The sequence below is a fragment of the Cedecea sp. FDAARGOS_727 genome (assembly GCF_012273235.1).
Classification (GTDB): Bacteria; Pseudomonadota; Gammaproteobacteria; order Enterobacterales; family Enterobacteriaceae; genus Cedecea; species Cedecea davisae.
In genome coordinates this window covers 4,687,488-4,705,057 of record NZ_CP050966.1, presented here as the reverse complement: position 1 = coordinate 4,705,057, position 17,570 = coordinate 4,687,488, and the positions used below count along the sequence as shown (strand labels likewise).

The following is a 17,570-nucleotide window of genomic DNA, read 5'->3' as shown; positions in this document are numbered from 1 at the left end:
AGAACAGACTTTTCGACGCCACAGGATGCTGACATGTCAACGCAAAAGAAGTTATCCAGCCTTACCCCCGGTTCCGTTTCGCTAGCGATGCTGCGTGAAATTTACCATGGCACCGTGCTGCTGCGGCTTGACCCCGGCGCGGTAGCGGCCGTTGAGCGGGCGCTTGGCACGGTAGAGGCCATCGTTGCGCACGGAGATGTTGTGTACGGCATCAATACCGGCTTTGGCAAACTGGCGCAAACCACTATCGCCGCCGATAACCTTGCCGAATTACAGCGCAACCTGGTGCTTTCCCACAGCGTCGGTCTCGGTGAGCCGCTGCCGGACGATGTTGTGCGCCTGGTGATGGCCGGCAAAATAATCAGCCTGGCGCGCGGGCATTCGGGCGTACGCATGCTGCTTATCGACAGCCTGATTGCGCTGTTCAACGCGGGCGTGATGCCGGTTATCCCTGAAAAAGGCTCGGTTGGTGCATCCGGCGACCTCGCTCCGCTGGCGCATCTGTCGCTGATGCTGCTCGGCGAGGGCAATGTGCGGGTCAATGGCGAAGAAATTCCGGCTACCGAAGGGCTTAAGCTTGCGGGCGTTGAACCGCTGGTGCTTGGGCCGAAAGAGGGGCTGGCGCTGCTGAACGGGACTCAGGTTTCCACCGCTCTGGCTTTACGCGGGCTGTTTGAAGGCGAAAAATCTTTTGCCGCCGGGCTGGTGGCGGGCGCGTTGTCGCTCGAAGCCATTAAAGGTTCGGTGAAGCCGTTTGACGCGCGAATTCATCAGGCTCGCGGCCAGGCCGGGCAGATAGATGTTGCGGCGGCGGTGAGCGAACTGCTGGCCGGGAGTGAGATTGTTGACTCGCACCAGCATTGCGGGCGAGTGCAGGATCCGTATTCCATCCGCTGCGTTCCGCAGGTGATGGGAGCCTGCCTCGACAACCTGCGCCATGCCGCGCGTATTTTGCAGATTGAGGCGAATGCCGCTTCCGATAACCCGCTGGTCTTCAGCGATACCGGAGAGGTGATTTCCGGCGGTAACTTCCACGCCGAGCCGGTGGCTTTTGCCGCCGACATTATTGCCCTGGCGGTTGCGGAGATCGGCGCTATTTCCGAGCGGCGTCTCGCGCTGCTGCTGGACACCGGGCTCTCCGGCCTGCCGCCGTTCCTGGTGAAAGAGGGCGGAATTAACTCCGGTTTTATGATTGCCCAGGTCACCGCGGCGGCACTGGCCTCCGAAAACAAATCCCTTGCTCACCCAGGCAGCGTTGACAGCCTGCCGACCTCCGCCAACCAGGAAGATCATGTCTCAATGGCGACCTATGCGGCGCGCCGCCTGGGAGCGATGTGCTTTAATACCGCAGCGGTGGTTGGTATTGAGGCGATGGCTGCCGCTCAGGGCATTGAGTTTTACCGGCCGCTGCGCAGTTCGCCGCAGCTGGAGAGGGTGTTTGGTGAGATACGCGAGCGCGTTGCTTTCCTGGAAAAAGATCGCCTGCTGGCACCGGATATCGAGCAAATGCGCCTCTGGGGCGCCAGCGATAACTGGCCTGAAATGATTACCCGCCTGCTGCCTTCCTCGTCGGCGTAAAGTTTAGCGCGCCTCTCTTCCCCGGGGAGGCGCTAACCCAGCTCAATGATTTCGTATTCCCCGCTCAGCATCAGCTTGCAGAGAATTTTGTAGCCGTCATTATCGAAACCATCCGGTGGCTGCCGCAGCGTTCTTGCCTGCTCAAGCTGTTCGACGGAGCCCAGATAAAACCAGTGATCGATGATGTGATACTGCGTCAGCTCCGGTCCACTCTCCACGATAGCCACGGCCTGCTTCCACGGCCAGCAAACCAGCCGCACCTGCTCAAGCGCCGCCAGCAGGCGTGAGTGATGATCCTGATGCGTTTCCCTGCCGCAGCAGGCTCCGGCGCAGCGTTTTAGCGCCGAGCGAAAGCAGGCTCTTCCTTTGCTTAGCGGCTCCAGCCCAAGCAGCCCGTAGCAGAGCTGATGTTCATCGGCCAGCTGCTGGAGAATCTGAAGTGCCGCTCTGCGGTTGGCGTACAGCCCGTAAAGGCCTGGCTGGCGAGAGAAATCAACATCTTTGGCATAAACCACCTGAGGGATATCGCCCTGCAAAGAAAGGGAGCAAAGCTGGCGGTTACGGCGCAGGCGCTTGTTGAACAGCGGCTGCTGCTCTTTGATCATCCTTGCTTCGAGCAGCAGCGCTCCCAGTTCTCCCGCGGTGCGCGTAAAGGTTATGCGGCGCGACTGGCGCAGAAGGGGCGCTTCATCCGGGGTGCGGAAGTGGGACATTACGCGAGTGCGAATGTTGATGCTTTTACCGATGTAGAGCGGCATAACGTCGCTCTCGCCGTGGAAAACATAGACTCCCGGCTGCCTGGGCAGGCCGTCAAGCCAGGGCCTGAGGTGTTCCGGATATTCATAGACCGCCGCGGCTTCGAACTCCAGCCGCGGCGAATTTGCTCGCCTTACCACATCTGACTCCTGAATGCTGTTTATATGTCCAGTATAGCAGCGGGTAAGGCGAGGGGGAAATAGCCGTTAGCCGTAACGGCGGGTAGCGAGCCAGCAGAGCAGCGAGCCGCCCACAACCATCAGCACGCCCTGCCAGAAGGCAAAACCAGGGTGCAGGCCCAGCCAGAGCGTTGCCAGTAGGGCAGAGAGCACCGGCGTGAAGTAGGAGGCGGTCGCCAGCAGGGTCATATTCCCGCGCTGAATGCCGTAGTTCCAGGCGGAGTAGGCAACCGCGGTAGAAACGCCCATAAACAGCAGCTGGCCGGTGCCCGGCAGGGTAAAATGCATAGGGGGCTGGGTGGTGAAAATAAACTTGACCCACAGCACAACGGCGGTTGCGCAGAAAAACAGGCTGACGCCGCTTTTGCCTTCGCTCCAGCGGCGGGTCAGGTTGCAGTAGAGCGCCCAGACAATGGCTGCGGCAAAGGCCAGACCGTAAGCCAGCGGATTATCCTGAATATTGTGCCACATGGTTATCGGCGACCAGTCGCCGTCGCCCTTCATGACCTGAACAATTCCGGCAAGGGAGAGCGCCAGCCCCGGCCACAGCCAGAGATTACTGCGCTGGCCGTTGATAAACAGCGCGAAGAAGACGGTCAGGCACGGCCAGAGATAGTTGATCATGCCCAGCTCAAGAGATTGGGCGCGGGTATGGGCCAGGCCTATTGAGAGCGCCAGGCTGATTTCATAGCCAACAAATAAAGCGCCGCCAACCCAGAGATACCGAAGCGGCAGGCCGCGAATGTTGGGTAGGCCGCGCGCAATGCACAGGCAGACCGAACTGACGGTGTACAGCAGCGCCGCGCCGCCGACCGGGCCAAAATGTTCGCTGATGCTGCGCAGCAGGCCTACGGAGGTGCTCCAGAGCAAAATCGCGACCAGGCCGATAACCGTGGCCCGCTGCGGTGAGTTTTCCATGCTAATCCCGTAAAAAAGGCGGCAAATTGCCGCCCTGATGATTTATCTAAACTGAGTCTGAGGCGACTATTTCTTCCAGAAGTCGTCGAACACGGTAATCGGAGGGCGGCGTTTATGCTCGGTTTTCAGATACCAGCCTTCGATAATTTTGGCGGTCTCAGCGGGCAGCGTTTTGCCTTCCAGATAGTCGTCAATTTGCTGGTAAGTTACGCCCAGGGCGGCTTCGTCCGGTAGAGAAGGGCGGTCGTCTTCCAGGTCAGCGGTTGGCGCTTTCAGGTAAAGGTGTTCCGGGCAGCCCAGCGTTTTTAACAGCTGTTTCCCTTGGCGCTTATTCAGGCGGAAGATTGGGTTAATGTCGGTGCCGCCGTCGCCGTATTTGGTGAAGAAGCCGGTCACCGCTTCGGCCGCGTGGTCGGTGCCGACAACAACGCCTTTGCTCATCCCGGCGATGCTGTATTGAGCTTTCATGCGCTCGCGGGCTTTTTCGTTGCCGCGCACAAAGTCGCTCAGCTCAATACCCGCCTCACGCAGCGCCTGCTCGCTGGCAAGAACCGAGCCTTTGATGTTTACCGTTAGCACGCGGTCCGGCTGGATAAAGGTAATCGCGTCCTGGCAATCCTGCTCGTCGGCCTGCACGCCAAACGGCAGGCGCACGGCGATAAACTGATAGCTCTCGTCGCCGGTCTCTTCGCGCAGTTCGCTGATGGCCAGCTGGCACAGTTTGCCGGTCAGGGTTGAGTCCTGGCCACCGCTGATCCCCAGCACCAGAGATTTAATGAACGGGAAAGTTTTAAGATATGTTTTCAGGAAATCGACGCTGACGCGGATCTCCCGGGCGGCGTCTACCTGCGGCTTAACGCCCAGTGCCTGAATAATCTCTTGTTGCAGAGCCATTTAACCCCTCCGATTACCGAGTGCCCGCAACGCGCAGGCAGAAAATTTTTCTGCCTTAAAACTTACCCTGTTGCGGTTAAAACGACAAGGCTCAAAGGGTTAGGCATGCCTCGGACGGCGACTTTTAGCGCAAACCAGCGCTTAATCTCGTGGATACTCCATTTGTCCGAATTTCAGATCATTAACGGTAACAAGTTGAAAAATGTTCTTTTATATTCCAGGCTTATCTAACACGCAGGATCAACACGTTGATTGATGAGGATGATTATGAATAATAAATTTGCAGGTTTTTTAGGCGCGGCAGCAGTAATGACTATGTTGGCAGGGTGTACGGCTTACGATCGTACCAAAGATCTGGTCACCGAGCCGGTGGTAAAAGATGTTAAAAAGGGCATGACCCGTGCTCAGGTACAGCAGATTGCCGGGAAGCCTTCTTCCGAAGTGACGATGATCCACGCCAAAGGCACTTGCCAGACTTATATTCTTGGCCAGCGTAACGGTAAAGCGGAAACCTACTTTGTCGCGCTGGATGACGCAGGCCGCGTGATGAACTCTGGCTACCAGAGCTGCGCCGAATACGATACTGACCCGCAGGCACCAAAAGCTTAATGCACAAGGCCCGGTCGCTTTTGCCACCGGGCTTTTTTATGGCCCAAATATTTTGCCTGACGGCGTGGGTGTGGAAAGGGCTGAGATCGGGGGCGACGAGCAGACATGAAATCCGCTATTATGGGGATGTTGTTAACTAATCTTCTTTGAATTTCGTAGCCTATGAAACCACTTCGCCAACCGAATACTCGCCCGATAATTACCTACAAGCCTCGCGTGGAACCGGCACCGCCCGCTCATGCCTGGCGCGTGGATGGCTTCAAAGATGTCTATCTGCTGCGCGGGCAGTACATCGCGTTTGTGCTTTTGGGGGACGCCTTCCGCCAGTCGCCGCCGTTTACGCTGCCGGAGTCGGCGCAGCGCTGGGCAACGCAGGTTCGCCAGGAAAACGAAGTATAAAAAAAGGCCGCTAAGAATAGCGGCCTTTTTAATGCTTACGGTGGATTAGCGGTGGGCTAATTCCACTTCTTCATCGCTGTTCAGGATCTCTTTATCAGTCTGCTTCATCAGCTGGCTGGTGATTGTCCCGGCGGTCATCGAGCCGCTTACGTTCAGGGCGGTACGGCCCATGTCGATAAGAGGTTCAACGGAAATAAGCAGCGCGACCAGCGTGACCGGCAGGCCCATAGCAGGCAGGACGATAAGCGCGGCGAAGGTTGCACCGCCGCCCACGCCGGCAACGCCTGCGGAGCTAACGGTGACGATACCCACCAGGGTAGCAATCCATACCGGATCAAACGGGTTGATGCCAACGGTTGGTGCAACCATCACGGCCAGCATCGCAGGGTAGAGACCGGCACAGCCGTTCTGCCCGATAGTTGCGCCGAAGGAAGCGGAGAAGCTGGCGATGGACTCCGGCACGCCAAGACGGCGGGTCTGCGCTTCAACGTTCAGCGGAATGCTGGCGGCGCTGGAGCGGCTGGTGAAGGCGAAGGTCAGCACCGGCCAGACTTTACGGAAGTATTTCACCGGGCTAACGCCGTTGAACGCCAGCAGAACCGCGTGGACGCCAAACATAATCGCCAGGCCAAGGTAGGAAGCGACAACGAAGCTGCCCAGCTTGATGATGTCCTGCAGGTTGGAACCGGCGACCACTTTGGTCATCAGCGCCAGCACGCCGTATGGCGTCAGCTGCATCACCAGGCGAACCAGCTTCATCACCCAGCTTTGCAGGGTGTCGATGGCTACCAGAACGCGCTCGCCTTTCGGGGCATCATCTTTCAGCAGCTTCAGGGCGGCCACGCCGAGGAAAGCGGCGAAGATAACGATGCTGATAATAGACGTCGGGCTTGCGCCGGTAAGGTCAGCAAACGGGTTCTTCGGCACGAAGGAGAGGATAAGCTGCGGTACGGTCAGGTCGGCAACTTTGCCGATATAGTTCGACTGAATGGCTGCCAGGCGTGCGCTTTCCGCATTGCCCTGCACCAGGCCTTCCGCCGTCAGGCCAAACAGGTTGGTGACCAGCACGCCGACCAGAGCGGCAATCAGCGTGGTAAACAGCAGCGTCCCGATGCTCAGGATACTGATTTTACCCAGCGAAGAGGCGTTATGCAGCTTGGCTACCGCGCTCAGAATGGAGGCGAACACCAGCGGCATGACGATCATTTGTAGCAGTTGGACGTAGCCGTTACCGACGACGTTAAACCACTGAATGGAATCTTTCAGAACCGCACTTTCGGAACCATAAATGGTGTGCAGCGCCAGGCCGAAGACCACGCCGAGTACCAGACCGGCCAGCACTTTTTTGGCCAGGCTCCATTGTTTGTGGCGGGTTTGCGCCAGCAGCAATAGCAAAACAACGAACACCACAATGTTCGCTATCAGTGGAAAATTCATCCCCGTATCTCCTGATTTATTGTCATACAGCCGCTGTTACGCCGCCGTTATGTTGCAAAGCGTAACAGACTCCGCAGCACTGTCTTATATCCAAAAAGAATTGATTATTACCAAATGATGTTTCGGGGTTAATTAATGCTCAGCCTGGTGATTTAACAAGCTATAAAAGCTCATTTGTAAGGAATTTATCATTTGTGAGGACCAGCGCACTGCACCGTTTTCGGGCATGTTCTGCGGCATCCACACCGCGAAGCCAAACAGCGCCATGCAGAGTACACGCTCCAGCTGGTTGCCTTTTTGCGGCCTGACGACGGGGAAACGAAAGCGCCAGCGGCACGGCCAGAGCAGCGGCACTCCGGCGGGTGTCAGCATGTCGGCGATAATGTGGCTCAGGTAACCCAGCACCATGCCCTGGATAGCATCGGCCGGGATAACCCACGTTTCCGGCACTTTCAGGTAACACAGCGCCAGCCCGGCAAAGACGGCGAACAGGCTGTGGGTGAAGCCTCGATGCCCGCACATGCGCGCCACAGGTTTGGAGATCCACTTCAGCCGCTGGCCAAGAAAGGATTTGGGGTGGTCAATATCGGGGAGCAGGCAGGTCAGGATAGCGGACGGCACAATGTGCCACCAGTCGCCCTGGGCAAGTACGGGCGTAAGCTCGGCGTTTTTGGCAAATACTGCACAGGCAATAGAAAAAAGCAGGTGGCCTTCCGCCGTCATGATACAACCCGAATAAAAACTGTCGATTCATCCAGTATAGGGTTTTTGTACAGTATTCGGAAGAGGTGACGCTGTAACATTTTGTCAGCAAAACGGGCGGCCTGAGCCGCCCTGAGGCTCAGCCTTTGAGGTGTTTTTCGTTCAGCTCGACCAGAGAGGAGAGTTTTGCATCAGCCAGGCACCAGCGTGGGTCCGCACTATTTTCTTCCGCCGGAACCACTATCGAGCGCATGCGTGCGGCTTTGGTGGCGATCATGCCGTTAACCGAGTCCTCCAGCGTGACGCATGAAAGCGGGTCAACGCCAAGCTTTGCCGCCGCGTCCAGGTAAACCTGCGGGTGCGGTTTGCTGTACGGAAGATGCTCGGCGGAGGCAATAGCGTCGAAATACTGGCGCAGGTCGAACATTTCCAGCACTTTTTCCAGCATATGCAGCGGGGAGGCGGAGGCCAGGCCTACTTTGAGACCGAGTGCTTTACAGCGTTTAACCGCTTCGACAACGCCGGGCAAAAGCGGACGCTGCTCATCGACTAATGCGATGGCGCGTTCGATAACGAGTGCGGTGACTTCTTCTTTTGAAGGCCCGCTCCACGGCTGGCGTGAGAACCAAAGGTCTACCACTAAATCGATGCGCAGCCCGAGGGTGTCCGGCAGCTCATTGCGGCGCGTGATATCAACGCCAATACTTTGCAGGGTATCCAGTTCCGCACGATCCCAAAGCGGTTCCGAATCAATCAGTAGCCCATCCATATCAAAAATTGCCGCGAGGATCTGGCGCGTATCGGCCATAAAATGACTCCTTTCCGTTCGTCTTGAATAAATGATTGTGTATCTTTAGCCGGAAACAATACCTGAAGCCACCGCTTTTGCGAATTTCGCCCGCAAAGCTCAGGCGAAATAGCGCCATACAGGGTAGACTTTGTGGGTATAACGTTACGTCCTAAAAAAGGGGAGTGCATGACGTATCAACAGGCTGGACGCATTGCGATTTTGAAACGGGTTGCGGGATGGGTGATTTTTATCCCGGCGCTGCTTTCTACCGTGATTTCGGTTCTGAAGTTTATGTATCAACACAGCGAAAAACAGCCCGGCATTGATGCCGTGATGCTGGATTTTTTCCATGTGATGATTGAGATGATGCGTTTTAACACGCCGTTCCTGAATTTATTCTGGTACAACTCGCCGCAGCCGGACTTCCACGCTCAGGCGAACGTGTTTTTCTGGCTTATTTACGCTTTGATTTTCATCGGGCTGGCGCTACAGGATTCCGGCGCACGCATGAGCCGCCAGGCAAAATACCTGCGTGAGGGCGTTCAGGATCAGCTGATTCTTGAGCAGGCTAAGGGGGCGGATGGATTGAATAAAGCGCAGCTGGACGCGAAAATTGTTGTGCCTCACCACACCATTCTGCTGCAAATTTTCCCGCTCTACGTGTTGCCGGTTATCGTCATTGTTGCCGGTTACTTCTGCTTTAAGCTGCTCGGCTTCCTTTAAGACTGGCGGCCACTCCGCGCAGGAGTGGCCATCTTTTACGCCGCTAAAACCCGCTCAAGCGCTTTTTGCGCCGTGACCAGATGCTGGCCGCCGAACAAAATAGCGCGGTTCAACAGAGTATAGAGCTGGTAGATGGGCTGGCGCTCGAGGAAGCCCGACGGCAGCGGTGAAACCGACTGATAGCCATCGTAGATTTGTGGCGGCTGGTCGTTATGCAGCGGCAGCATCGCCAGGTCACACTCTCTGTCGCCCCAGTAGCAGGCCGGATCGTAAATAAACGGCCCGTCCGGACCCAGCGCGCAGTTTCCTGACCACAGGTCGCCGTGCAGCAGGGAAGGCTGGGGCTGATGAGAGGCCAGCGCCTGCTGAACAAAGTCGATAATCAGGTCAATATCGCCGTAGTCGATGCCTTTTTCCGCCGCCATCTCCAGCTGCCAGCCAATACGCTGTTCGGCGAAGAAGGTTGACCAGCGGCGCTGCCAGGCGTTGGGCTGCGGGGTGGTGGAAAGATCGTTGTCAAAATCGAGGCCGAACTGCGGCTGGTCGCTCCACTGGTGAAGTTTTGCCAGCTGCTGGCCGAGAAGAAAGGCATTGTGGGCATCAAGCGGTTTGCAGGGCAGGTATTCCAGCAGCAGGAAACTGTAGTCTCTGTCGCTGCCCAGCCCCCGGACTTTTGGCACCCGCACCGTTTTACTGCGCGAGAGCAGCTCCAGCTGGTCGGCTTCGGCGGTAAAGATGGGCAGGAGTTCGCGATCATCGCATTTGACGAAAATCTCATGGCCGGCGTAGTGAATGCGCCAGGCCGCATGGATTTCTCCACCGGGTAGCTCGGTGCGGCGCTCAATTTCGGCCTCACCCAGTTGCTCACTTAATAAATGACGGATGGCTTGCCACATGACTTTTCTCCCCAGGTTAGCTGGTAGACACTACAATCAATAGCTTATCGCCGTTTGCCGGGGCAAAACAGGCGCTAACGCACAATCCCGGCCTGCCATAAGTAAAATTTACGACTTTTGTTTCTGCCATATTTCCCAGCGGGTGATGGCCACCTCAGGCTCTTTACCCAGCGCCACGTTGCCTAATCCTCTGGCGAGTTCCTTAACCTGCTGCTCGTCTAAAGTGCTGGTCAGGCCAAAGTTGCCGGGGCCGAGTTCATGCACTTTCCCGTCGTCATCGGTGAGGGTGAGGGTGAAGCCGCCGAGCGTTAACTGATTATTCAGTTCGTTGATTTCGGTTAGCCCCTGTTGCTCAAATTTTACCGTCACCACATAGCGTTCTACGTCACTCATAGTCACTCCATTGTTATCCTGAAGGTTTAGCATAGTTCATGCTGTTGGAATGCGGAGCCTTGTGCGGCTCCGCATGATGCTGATGAAAATTAGCTTTTCAGGTAGCGATAGATATTTTGCGTATTTTCCAGCGAGCAAAGGCGGGTGCCTTTATTTAGCGTCGCGGCGCTCCCGGCCGCAACGCCATAGCGCACGATGTCCAGTAATGAAGCGTTTTCAGCGAGCTTCAGCGTCATGGCGCCGACCATGCTGTCCCCCGCGCCTACGGTGCTTTGGCTTTTTACCGGCGGGGGCACGACATGTACGCAATCCTGCGAGTCCACGCCCAGCGCGCCCTGCGGCCCAAGAGAAACCACAACGCGTTTCGCCTGGCCGCTGTTTACTATCTGCTGTGCGGCTTTACGCACATCATCCGGCTGGGTGAGTTCGCGCCCCACGAGGGCGCTCAGCTCTTTCTGATTAGGCTTAACCAGTTCTATATTGCCAAGGGCAAGCGTGGTTTTTAACGCCTCGCCCGAGCTGTCCACGATGCAGCGGATCCCTTTATCCTGCGCGGCTTTCACTAATCGGCAAAGTTTTTCTACCTCAACGCCCGGCGGCAGGCTACCGCTAATCACCAGAATATCGCCGCTGCGGATGGAGAGCGCTTTTTCCTCAAGGCGGTGAAACTCATCATCGGTTAATGCGGCACCCGGCATCACGAAGCGATACTGTTCCCCGGTTGATTGGGTATGAACGTGGAGATTCTGGCGCGTCCAGTCTCCGGACTCGACCGTATCGACGGCAACTTTCTCCCGGAGCAATAATTCGCTTAGGTGCTGCCCGGTTGCTCCTCCGACCGGAAAAATCGCCGTTGCGTGACCGCCAAGGTGCGCAATGGCACGCGCAACGTTGATGCCGCCGCCGCCCGGCTCAAAGACCGGCGAGCTGCAGCGGAGCTTTCCTTCAGGGTAAATCTGGTCAGTGACGGTTGCGCTGTCCAGAGAAGGGGCGAGCGTTAATGTGTAGATAGCTGTCATATCTGCTCCTTTTTTTAGCCATTGTCCTAAAGCGTAGCACCGAAGCGGCGGCTTAAATGTTAATTAAAATCATGATTTATCGAATGATTATGCTAAATCCACAATCTTCGTATCCTTATGAAAATAAAAGTATTTTCAGAGCCCTCTTAGATAAAAAATGAAATAAGAATCCATTGCTATGTTAATCGGGAGTTTTTATAATTTGTAACCTTTCCGGGCGGTCTGAGATTTGACCTCCGGGGAAAGATTCCGGAACCTTGATGGTTTCTTTTTTGTGTTGTGCGGATTAATAAATGAAGCTTTTAAAGACAGTACCGGTTGCACTTTTACTCACCGGTGGAGCGTTCTTTAGCCACTTTGCGGTGGCAGATGACTCAGTATTTACTGTCATGGATGACCCGACTACCGCGAAGAAACCCTTCGAAGGTAATTTGAATGCAGGCTATCTTGCGCAGGCAGGCAACACCAAAAGTTCCAACTTGACTGCTAACACCAATATGACCTGGTACAACACCGCTACCGCGTGGTCAATTTGGGGTAACGCCAGTAACACCTCTTCCAATGACGTGCGCTCTTCTGAGAAATACTCGGCGGGCGGGCGTGGTCGTTACAACATGACCGACTATGACTATGTATTTGGTCAGGCAAGCTGGCTGACCGACCGTTACAACGGCTACCATGCGCGCGATGTCTTTACCGCGGGTTATGGTCGCCAGTTGCTGAACGGCCCGGTTCACAGCCTGCGTGTGGAATTCGGTCCAGGCGTTCGTTATGACGAATTTACCGATGGCGAGCACGAGACTCAGGCGCTGGGTTATGCGTCTGCGACTTATAACTGGCAGCTGACCGACAACGCTAAGTTTATTCAGGGCGTTTCGGTGCTGGGCAGCGACGACACTACGGTGAACTCTGAAACGGCTCTCGACGTGGCTATCAGCGAGCATTTTGGCCTGAAAGTGGGCTATAACGTGACCTGGAACTCCGATCCTCCGTCAACGGCACCAAACCATACCGACAGACGTACGCAAATTACCCTCGGGTATAAAATGTAATATTAATAAGCCGGATAATATCCGGCTTTTTTTTCTTCGCGTTGTTCTTTATTTGAATAGCGTCGGGACGATCGACGAATCAGGGGATGCATTCACCTTTTCGTTAGTGTTACCAACTTATAACCAACATGAATTGACCCTGACCCCGAATATGCTCCAGTCATAATCAGGAATAACCGGCCTCATGTTGGCTGCATATTATTGCAACTGACAGACTTCTCGGCAAATTCAGATGGCGTCATCCAGCCCAGCGCAGAATGGGGACGTCTCTGGTTATAGTGTATGCGCCAGGCCTCGATTTTGCACCGTGCGTCCTCCAGGGACATGAACCAGTTCTCGTTCAGACATTCCTGCCGCAGCCTGCCATTAAACGACCCCACAGTGGCATTGTCCGTCGGTGTTCCCGGGCGTGAGAAGTCTATACGGATCCCTCGTTCATATACCCATTTGTCCAGCATTTTCCCTGCAAATTCAGAGCCATTATCGGTTTTCAGTAATTGTGGTAAGGACCGTCTGAGCGCAATGGAATTCAGCATCTCTGCGACCTCCGTTGAGCGCAGATTCTGGCCCACGCAGATCCCCAGACATTCGCGGGTGTAGAGATCAATGACCGTCAGCAGACGTAACCGACGCCCGTCAAATAAGGCGTCAGAGACAAAGTCCATGCCCCAGATATGATTCGGATACAACCCCTGAGGCTGGGGCTGCCGACGCTGTGCCGATTTATTCCGGCGCGGGCGTTTGAGACGCAGGGACAACCCCTGCTCACTGTAGAGCCGGTAAATGCGTTTATGATTATCCCGCCAGCCCTCCCGCCTGAGCATGACGTGAACCCGGCGGTAGCCATAGTGGACCCGGGTTTCGGTGATCTCCCTGATACGCAGGCGTAGCGCACTGTCGTCTGCTGCCACAGAACGATAGCGGAAAGAGCTGCGGCTGATCCGTAGCGCAAAACAGACCTGCCGCTCGCTGGCCCCGTAGCGTGCCTGCAAGTCCCGGACCCATTCGCGCAGACGCGCCAGCGTCAGGTCTTTTTTGCCAGTACATCCTGCAGCATGGCCTTGTCGAGGCTCAGCTCGGCAACCAGCTTCTTCAGCCTGAGATTCTCTTCCTCAAGCTGCCGCATGTGCTTCAGCTCCGAAGGAGAAATCCCGCCGTATTTCTTGCGCCACGTATAGAACGTGGCATCGGAAATGCCCAGTTTGCGACAGACGTCCGGCACGGACGTCCCTAGTTCAGCCTGCTTCAGGGCAAAAACAATCTGCTCTTCGGTGAATCGTGATTTTTTCATCGGCACCACCTCCGTTCAGGGAGTGTAGATCATGCCGGAATTCTGTTTCTGAATGGAGCAGGATCTTGGGTCAGGGTCAGATACAAATTTGGCTGGAGGTGATGGCCAAAATAACACTAGATTTGTGAATGGGTACGGTGGATCAAGCTTTTGGGGAGGTAGCCGAAGAGCGGGGCAGTGCACTACATCATCACCGCGAATCGCGAAAGCACTGGTTCCAGGTGGGGGGAGCTGGCGCATATGACACACAAGTGTTTTCCACTCGCTTCTTTGGTGGTGAAGGCGCTGATGGGATATGCCTTGAGGAGGAGTTTGCATGAAATATGCATTAATTACAGATGGAATAGTTGTAAATACTGTTATCTGGGATGGGCAAGGTCATATTTTTGATGATTATGAAATCGTTAAAATAGATGATGCCCCATATGGAATTGGTTGGTTTTATGAGGAAGGGGGGGTATCGATTCTGAATAAAACCCTAACCAATCAAATGTTTACAAAGGATTTCGATCAAAGCTGGGACTAGAATCACTTATCTATGTACAGCATAAGCATTGATGATATGATTTTCCGTATAATTTCCCCCTTTTAAATAAAATTGTTATGAAAATTTCAAGATTTTATGCTGTGGATGGTTTGAGAGGAATTTTTGCATGCGCAGTGCTACTAAATCATGCAATAAACTCTGTGAGTGGATGGAAAAATGACGGCCCATTCAATGGGCCTCATTTGGCTGTAGCTTACTTTTTCATCATATCTGGATTCGTTCTTACCCACGCCGTAAGGAATGGAACAACCTTTTCGTCTTACTTCCTTACCAGATTTGCAAGGCTTTGGCCTTTGACAGCAATCTCATCAATTGCGATGGTAGTAATTTACTACATTAATAGCCTAAATGGTGGGTATGTTCCTGGTGATTATGTTTTCAGTATCAGAACATGGATTGCTAATTTATCGTTCATACATGGTTCAACTCCTATTTATTTCAACTTGATCAACGAACCATCATGGAGTGTTAGTATTGAGTTTTGGGCATCTATGCTCATACCATTTCTTTTCATTAAAATATCAATGTATTTAAGGGTTCTGGTCTCAGTTCTTATTTTTATATTTCTGGCTGTTTTTTCCGGAAAAGGTTTGGGCAGTCCTGGGTTATTCGGAATGTACAACTTTATTTTTGCATCAACCTGTCTCTTGCTTGGTTCAGGGATGTATTCGATCATAAAAATGAAGTGGATGGAAAATCTTAATAGGCTTCCGCATAAAAATACTCTTCTGGTTGTGTCATTGATAGTCTGCTTTATTGGGCTTTACGCTCAACCAGCACACACAGATAGGATGGATTATTTCTACATACTTGCATTCCTACCTTTGTTGACAGTTGATTTTACTGATGATGATTCAGTGGTTAGGCGATTTCTTTACTCGGAGCCAGTTCAGTTTCTGGGTTTTATTAGTTTTCCTCTGTATTTACTTCATTTTCCAGTAATGATCACCGGTATTGCTCAGGGAGACCCGACAATTGGTGCCATTAAGTTTATTTTAGTTTCTATTTTGATTGCATATCTCTACGCTGCATTTATTGATGTCAGAATGTACAAGTTCTTAAAAAGAAAGATAAATGAGTTAATCCTTAAGAAAACTGAGGCAGTTGGAAAAAAGGAAGAAGCATGATACTGGAACCCGCGAAAGCGGGTTTTGTTTTGATGGGGCATGCATGAGGCAAAAAATTAGCGCAAAACAACTCAAAACCACGGATGGTGTCGATTCGTCTTGCGCTAATGCTCTGTGTCAGTTCGCTCTTTATGTGCAACTGAATGCCGTGTACTATTGTGCTGCGTAGTTAGAGAGCTGGAGAGGGTACTTCGGGGACAATGTTCTTCCGGACGTACACAGTTTGCAGAGTGAAGCATTCAACTCACCTCAACTCTCTGATTAATCTAAACTTCAATAGAACTGTATGTGATCTTTCGTGTGGGTCACCACTGCAGATAAGGACATAACATGCCTGTTATTACTCTTCCTGATGGCAGCCAACGCCATTACGACAAACCCGTTAGCCCGATGGATGTTGCGCTGGATATTGGTCCAGGCCTCGCAAAAGCGTGTATTGCCGGTCGCGTAGACGGTGAACTGGTAGATGCCTCCGATATTATCGACCACGATGCGAAGCTCGCCATCATCACGGCAAAAGACGAAGCCGGTCTGGAAATTCTGCGCCACTCTTGTGCTCACCTACTGGGTCATGCCATCAAGCAGCTGTGGCCGCACACCAAAATGGCGATTGGCCCGGTTATCGACAACGGTTTCTACTACGACGTTGACCTTGACCACACCCTGACGCAGGAAGATCTTGAGCTGCTCGAAAAGCGTATGCATGAGCTGGCCGAGAAAGATTATGACGTCATTAAGAAGAAGGTGAGCTGGCAGGAAGCGCGTGAGACTTTTGTCAATCGCGGTGAAAACTACAAAGTTGCCATTCTTGATGAAAATATCAGCCATGATGACAAACCCGGTTTGTATCATCATGAAGAATACGTGGATATGTGCCGCGGGCCACACGTACCGAACATGCGTTTCTGCCATCACTTCAAGCTGCAGAAAACCTCCGGTGCTTACTGGCGTGGCGACAGCAACAATAAGATGTTGCAGCGTATCTACGGCACCGCCTGGGCGGATAAAAAGCAGCTGAATGCTTATCTGCAACGCCTGGAAGAAGCGTCCAAACGCGACCACCGTAAAATCGGCAAGCAGCTTGACCTGTACCATATGCAGGAAGAAGCGCCGGGTATGGTGTTCTGGCACAACGACGGCTGGACTATCTTCCGCGAACTGGAAGTATTTGTTCGCTCCAAGCTGAAAGAGTACCAGTACCAGGAAGTGAAAGGCCCGTTCATGATGGACCGTGTGCTGTGGGAAAAAACCGGCCACTGGGACAACTATAAAGATGCGATGTTTACCACGTCTTCCGAGAACCGTGAATACTGCATCAAACCGATGAACTGCCCGGGTCACGTGCAGATCTTCAACCAGGGCCTGAAGTCTTACCGCGACCTGCCGCTGCGCATGGCCGAATTCGGTAGCTGCCACCGCAACGAGCCTTCGGGTGCGCTGCACGGCCTGATGCGCGTGCGCGGATTTACTCAGGACGATGCCCACGTCTTCTGTACTGAAGAACAGGTTCGTGATGAAGTAAACAGCTGCATCCGTATGGTGTACGACATGTACAGCACCTTCGGTTTTGAAAAAATCGTCGTCAAACTGTCTACCCGTCCGGAAAAACGTATCGGCAGCGACGAAATGTGGGATCGCGCGGAAGCGGATCTGGCCGTTGCGCTGCAGGAAAACAATATCCCGTTTGACTATCAGCCGGGTGAGGGTGCATTCTACGGCCCTAAAATTGAATTTACCCTGTACGACTGCCTTGATCGTGCCTGGCAGTGTGGTACCGTGCAGCTTGACTTCTCCCTCCCAACTCGCTTGAACGCCTCTTATATCGGCGAAAACAACGAGCGTTTGGTGCCGGTAATGATTCACCGCGCCATTTTGGGCTCAATGGAACGCTTTATCGGTATTCTGACCGAAGAGTTCGCCGGGTTCTTCCCAACATGGTTGGCTCCGGTGCAGGCTGTGGTGATGAATATCACCGATGGCCAGGCCGATTACGTTAACGAATTGACTCGTAAACTCCAAAATGCGGGCATTCGCGTAAAAGCAGACTTGAGAAATGAGAAGATAGGCTTTAAAATCCGTGAACACACGTTACGTCGTGTCCCTTATATGTTGGTTTGTGGCGATAAAGAGGTCGAAGCAGGCAAAGTTGCCGTTCGTACCCGCCGCGGTAAAGACCTGGGGAGCATGGACGTCAACGAATTGATTGAAAAGCTGCAGCAAGAGATTCGCAGCCGCAATCTTCATCAACTGGAGGAATAAA

The 17,570-nt window shown here is 53.7% G+C and carries 18 protein-coding genes; 8 read left to right on the top strand and 10 right to left on the bottom strand.

The annotated features are described in order from the left end of the window. Positions 1 to 33: 33 nt before the first annotated feature. Positions 34 to 1,578: a histidine ammonia-lyase gene (gene hutH, locus FOC35_RS22025; RefSeq protein WP_172570219.1), complete on the top strand. Its 1,545-nt coding sequence runs from the start codon at positions 34 to 36 to the stop codon at positions 1,576 to 1,578. Positions 1,579 to 1,610: 32 nt separating this feature from the next. Here hutH and cho read toward each other — a convergent pair whose 3' ends face one another. From cho to nadE, 3 genes are all read right to left on the bottom strand, one after another. Then, positions 1,611 to 2,474, bottom strand: coding sequence for an excinuclease Cho (gene cho / locus FOC35_RS22020; RefSeq protein WP_172570218.1), 864 nt, complete (start codon positions 2,472 to 2,474; stop codon positions 1,611 to 1,613). A gap of 66 nt (positions 2,475 to 2,540) precedes the next feature. After that, the gene (yddG, locus tag FOC35_RS22015; RefSeq protein ID WP_172570217.1) at positions 2,541 to 3,431 is read right to left on the bottom strand and encodes an aromatic amino acid DMT transporter YddG; all 891 of its coding nucleotides are present in this window, start codon (positions 3,429 to 3,431) and stop codon (positions 2,541 to 2,543) included. Between the two features lie 66 nt (positions 3,432 to 3,497). After that, positions 3,498 to 4,325, bottom strand: coding sequence for an ammonia-dependent NAD(+) synthetase (gene nadE, locus FOC35_RS22010; protein WP_016535996.1), 828 nt, complete (start codon positions 4,323 to 4,325; stop codon positions 3,498 to 3,500). Positions 4,326 to 4,592: 267 nt separating this feature from the next. Here nadE and osmE point away from each other — a divergent pair, with 267 nt between their 5' ends. Further along, positions 4,593 to 4,934 (top strand): osmotically-inducible lipoprotein OsmE, encoded by a 342-nt coding sequence (osmE, locus tag FOC35_RS22005; protein WP_039899236.1) that lies wholly within the window; start codon positions 4,593 to 4,595, stop codon positions 4,932 to 4,934. Positions 4,935 to 5,096: 162 nt separating this feature from the next. Beyond that, the gene (gene cedA / locus FOC35_RS22000) at positions 5,097 to 5,333 is read left to right on the top strand and encodes a cell division activator CedA (protein ID WP_016535998.1); all 237 of its coding nucleotides are present in this window, start codon (positions 5,097 to 5,099) and stop codon (positions 5,331 to 5,333) included. A 45-nt stretch (positions 5,334 to 5,378) separates the two neighbouring features. On the opposite strand, the gene FOC35_RS21995 is transcribed toward cedA, so the two are convergent. From FOC35_RS21995 to hxpB, 3 genes are all read right to left on the bottom strand, one after another. Then, entirely contained in the window at positions 5,379 to 6,770 is a 1,392-nt protein-coding gene (locus FOC35_RS21995) for an L-cystine transporter (protein ID WP_016535999.1), read from the bottom strand. 132 nt (positions 6,771 to 6,902) lie between these two features. Then, on the bottom strand, positions 6,903 to 7,493 hold the full coding sequence (locus FOC35_RS21990; protein ID WP_016536000.1) for a metal-dependent hydrolase: 591 nt from the start codon (positions 7,491 to 7,493) through the stop codon (positions 6,903 to 6,905). A 118-nt stretch (positions 7,494 to 7,611) separates the two neighbouring features. Continuing rightward, positions 7,612 to 8,280: a hexitol phosphatase HxpB gene (gene hxpB / locus FOC35_RS21985; RefSeq protein WP_172570216.1), complete on the bottom strand. Its 669-nt coding sequence runs from the start codon at positions 8,278 to 8,280 to the stop codon at positions 7,612 to 7,614. Positions 8,281 to 8,448: 168 nt separating this feature from the next. On the opposite strand from hxpB, the gene FOC35_RS21980 reads away from it, so the two are divergent. Next, a complete protein-coding gene (locus FOC35_RS21980; RefSeq protein ID WP_172570215.1) occupies positions 8,449 to 8,985 on the top strand; it encodes a YniB family protein in 537 nt (178 codons plus the stop codon). 35 nt (positions 8,986 to 9,020) lie between these two features. On the opposite strand, the gene FOC35_RS21975 is transcribed toward FOC35_RS21980, so the two are convergent. From FOC35_RS21975 to pfkB, 3 genes are all read right to left on the bottom strand, one after another. Then, positions 9,021 to 9,881: a fructosamine kinase family protein gene (locus FOC35_RS21975; RefSeq protein WP_172570214.1), complete on the bottom strand. Its 861-nt coding sequence runs from the start codon at positions 9,879 to 9,881 to the stop codon at positions 9,021 to 9,023. Between the two features lie 108 nt (positions 9,882 to 9,989). After that, the gene (ghoS, locus tag FOC35_RS21970; RefSeq protein ID WP_039898102.1) at positions 9,990 to 10,274 is read right to left on the bottom strand and encodes a type V toxin-antitoxin system endoribonuclease antitoxin GhoS; all 285 of its coding nucleotides are present in this window, start codon (positions 10,272 to 10,274) and stop codon (positions 9,990 to 9,992) included. Positions 10,275 to 10,363: 89 nt separating this feature from the next. Further along, on the bottom strand, positions 10,364 to 11,293 hold the full coding sequence (gene pfkB / locus FOC35_RS21965; protein ID WP_172570213.1) for a 6-phosphofructokinase II: 930 nt from the start codon (positions 11,291 to 11,293) through the stop codon (positions 10,364 to 10,366). A 293-nt stretch (positions 11,294 to 11,586) separates the two neighbouring features. On the opposite strand from pfkB, the gene FOC35_RS21960 reads away from it, so the two are divergent. Then, a complete protein-coding gene (locus FOC35_RS21960) occupies positions 11,587 to 12,345 on the top strand; it encodes a YdiY family protein (protein ID WP_016536006.1) in 759 nt (252 codons plus the stop codon). 182 nt (positions 12,346 to 12,527) lie between these two features. Here FOC35_RS21960 and FOC35_RS21955 read toward each other — a convergent pair. Then, a protein-coding gene (locus FOC35_RS21955; protein WP_371810714.1) for an IS3 family transposase occupies positions 12,528 to 13,636 on the bottom strand; the annotation gives its coding sequence in 2 pieces (ribosomal slippage) (positions 12,528 to 13,375 and positions 13,375 to 13,636; 1,110 coding nt in all). A 316-nt stretch (positions 13,637 to 13,952) separates the two neighbouring features. Between FOC35_RS21955 and FOC35_RS21950 the strand changes: the two genes are divergently transcribed. From FOC35_RS21950 to thrS, 3 genes are all read left to right on the top strand, one after another. Beyond that, on the top strand, positions 13,953 to 14,162 hold the full coding sequence (locus tag FOC35_RS21950; protein ID WP_172570211.1) for a hypothetical protein: 210 nt from the start codon (positions 13,953 to 13,955) through the stop codon (positions 14,160 to 14,162). 77 nt (positions 14,163 to 14,239) lie between these two features. Then, on the top strand, positions 14,240 to 15,310 hold the full coding sequence (locus tag FOC35_RS21945; protein WP_172570210.1) for an acyltransferase: 1,071 nt from the start codon (positions 14,240 to 14,242) through the stop codon (positions 15,308 to 15,310). Between the two features lie 330 nt (positions 15,311 to 15,640). Beyond that, positions 15,641 to 17,569 carry a threonine--tRNA ligase gene (gene thrS, locus FOC35_RS21940; protein ID WP_039898108.1) on the top strand — a complete coding sequence of 643 codons (1,929 nt, stop codon included), beginning with the start codon at positions 15,641 to 15,643 and terminating at the stop codon, positions 17,567 to 17,569. The last annotated feature ends 1 nt before the right edge of the window (position 17,570 follow it).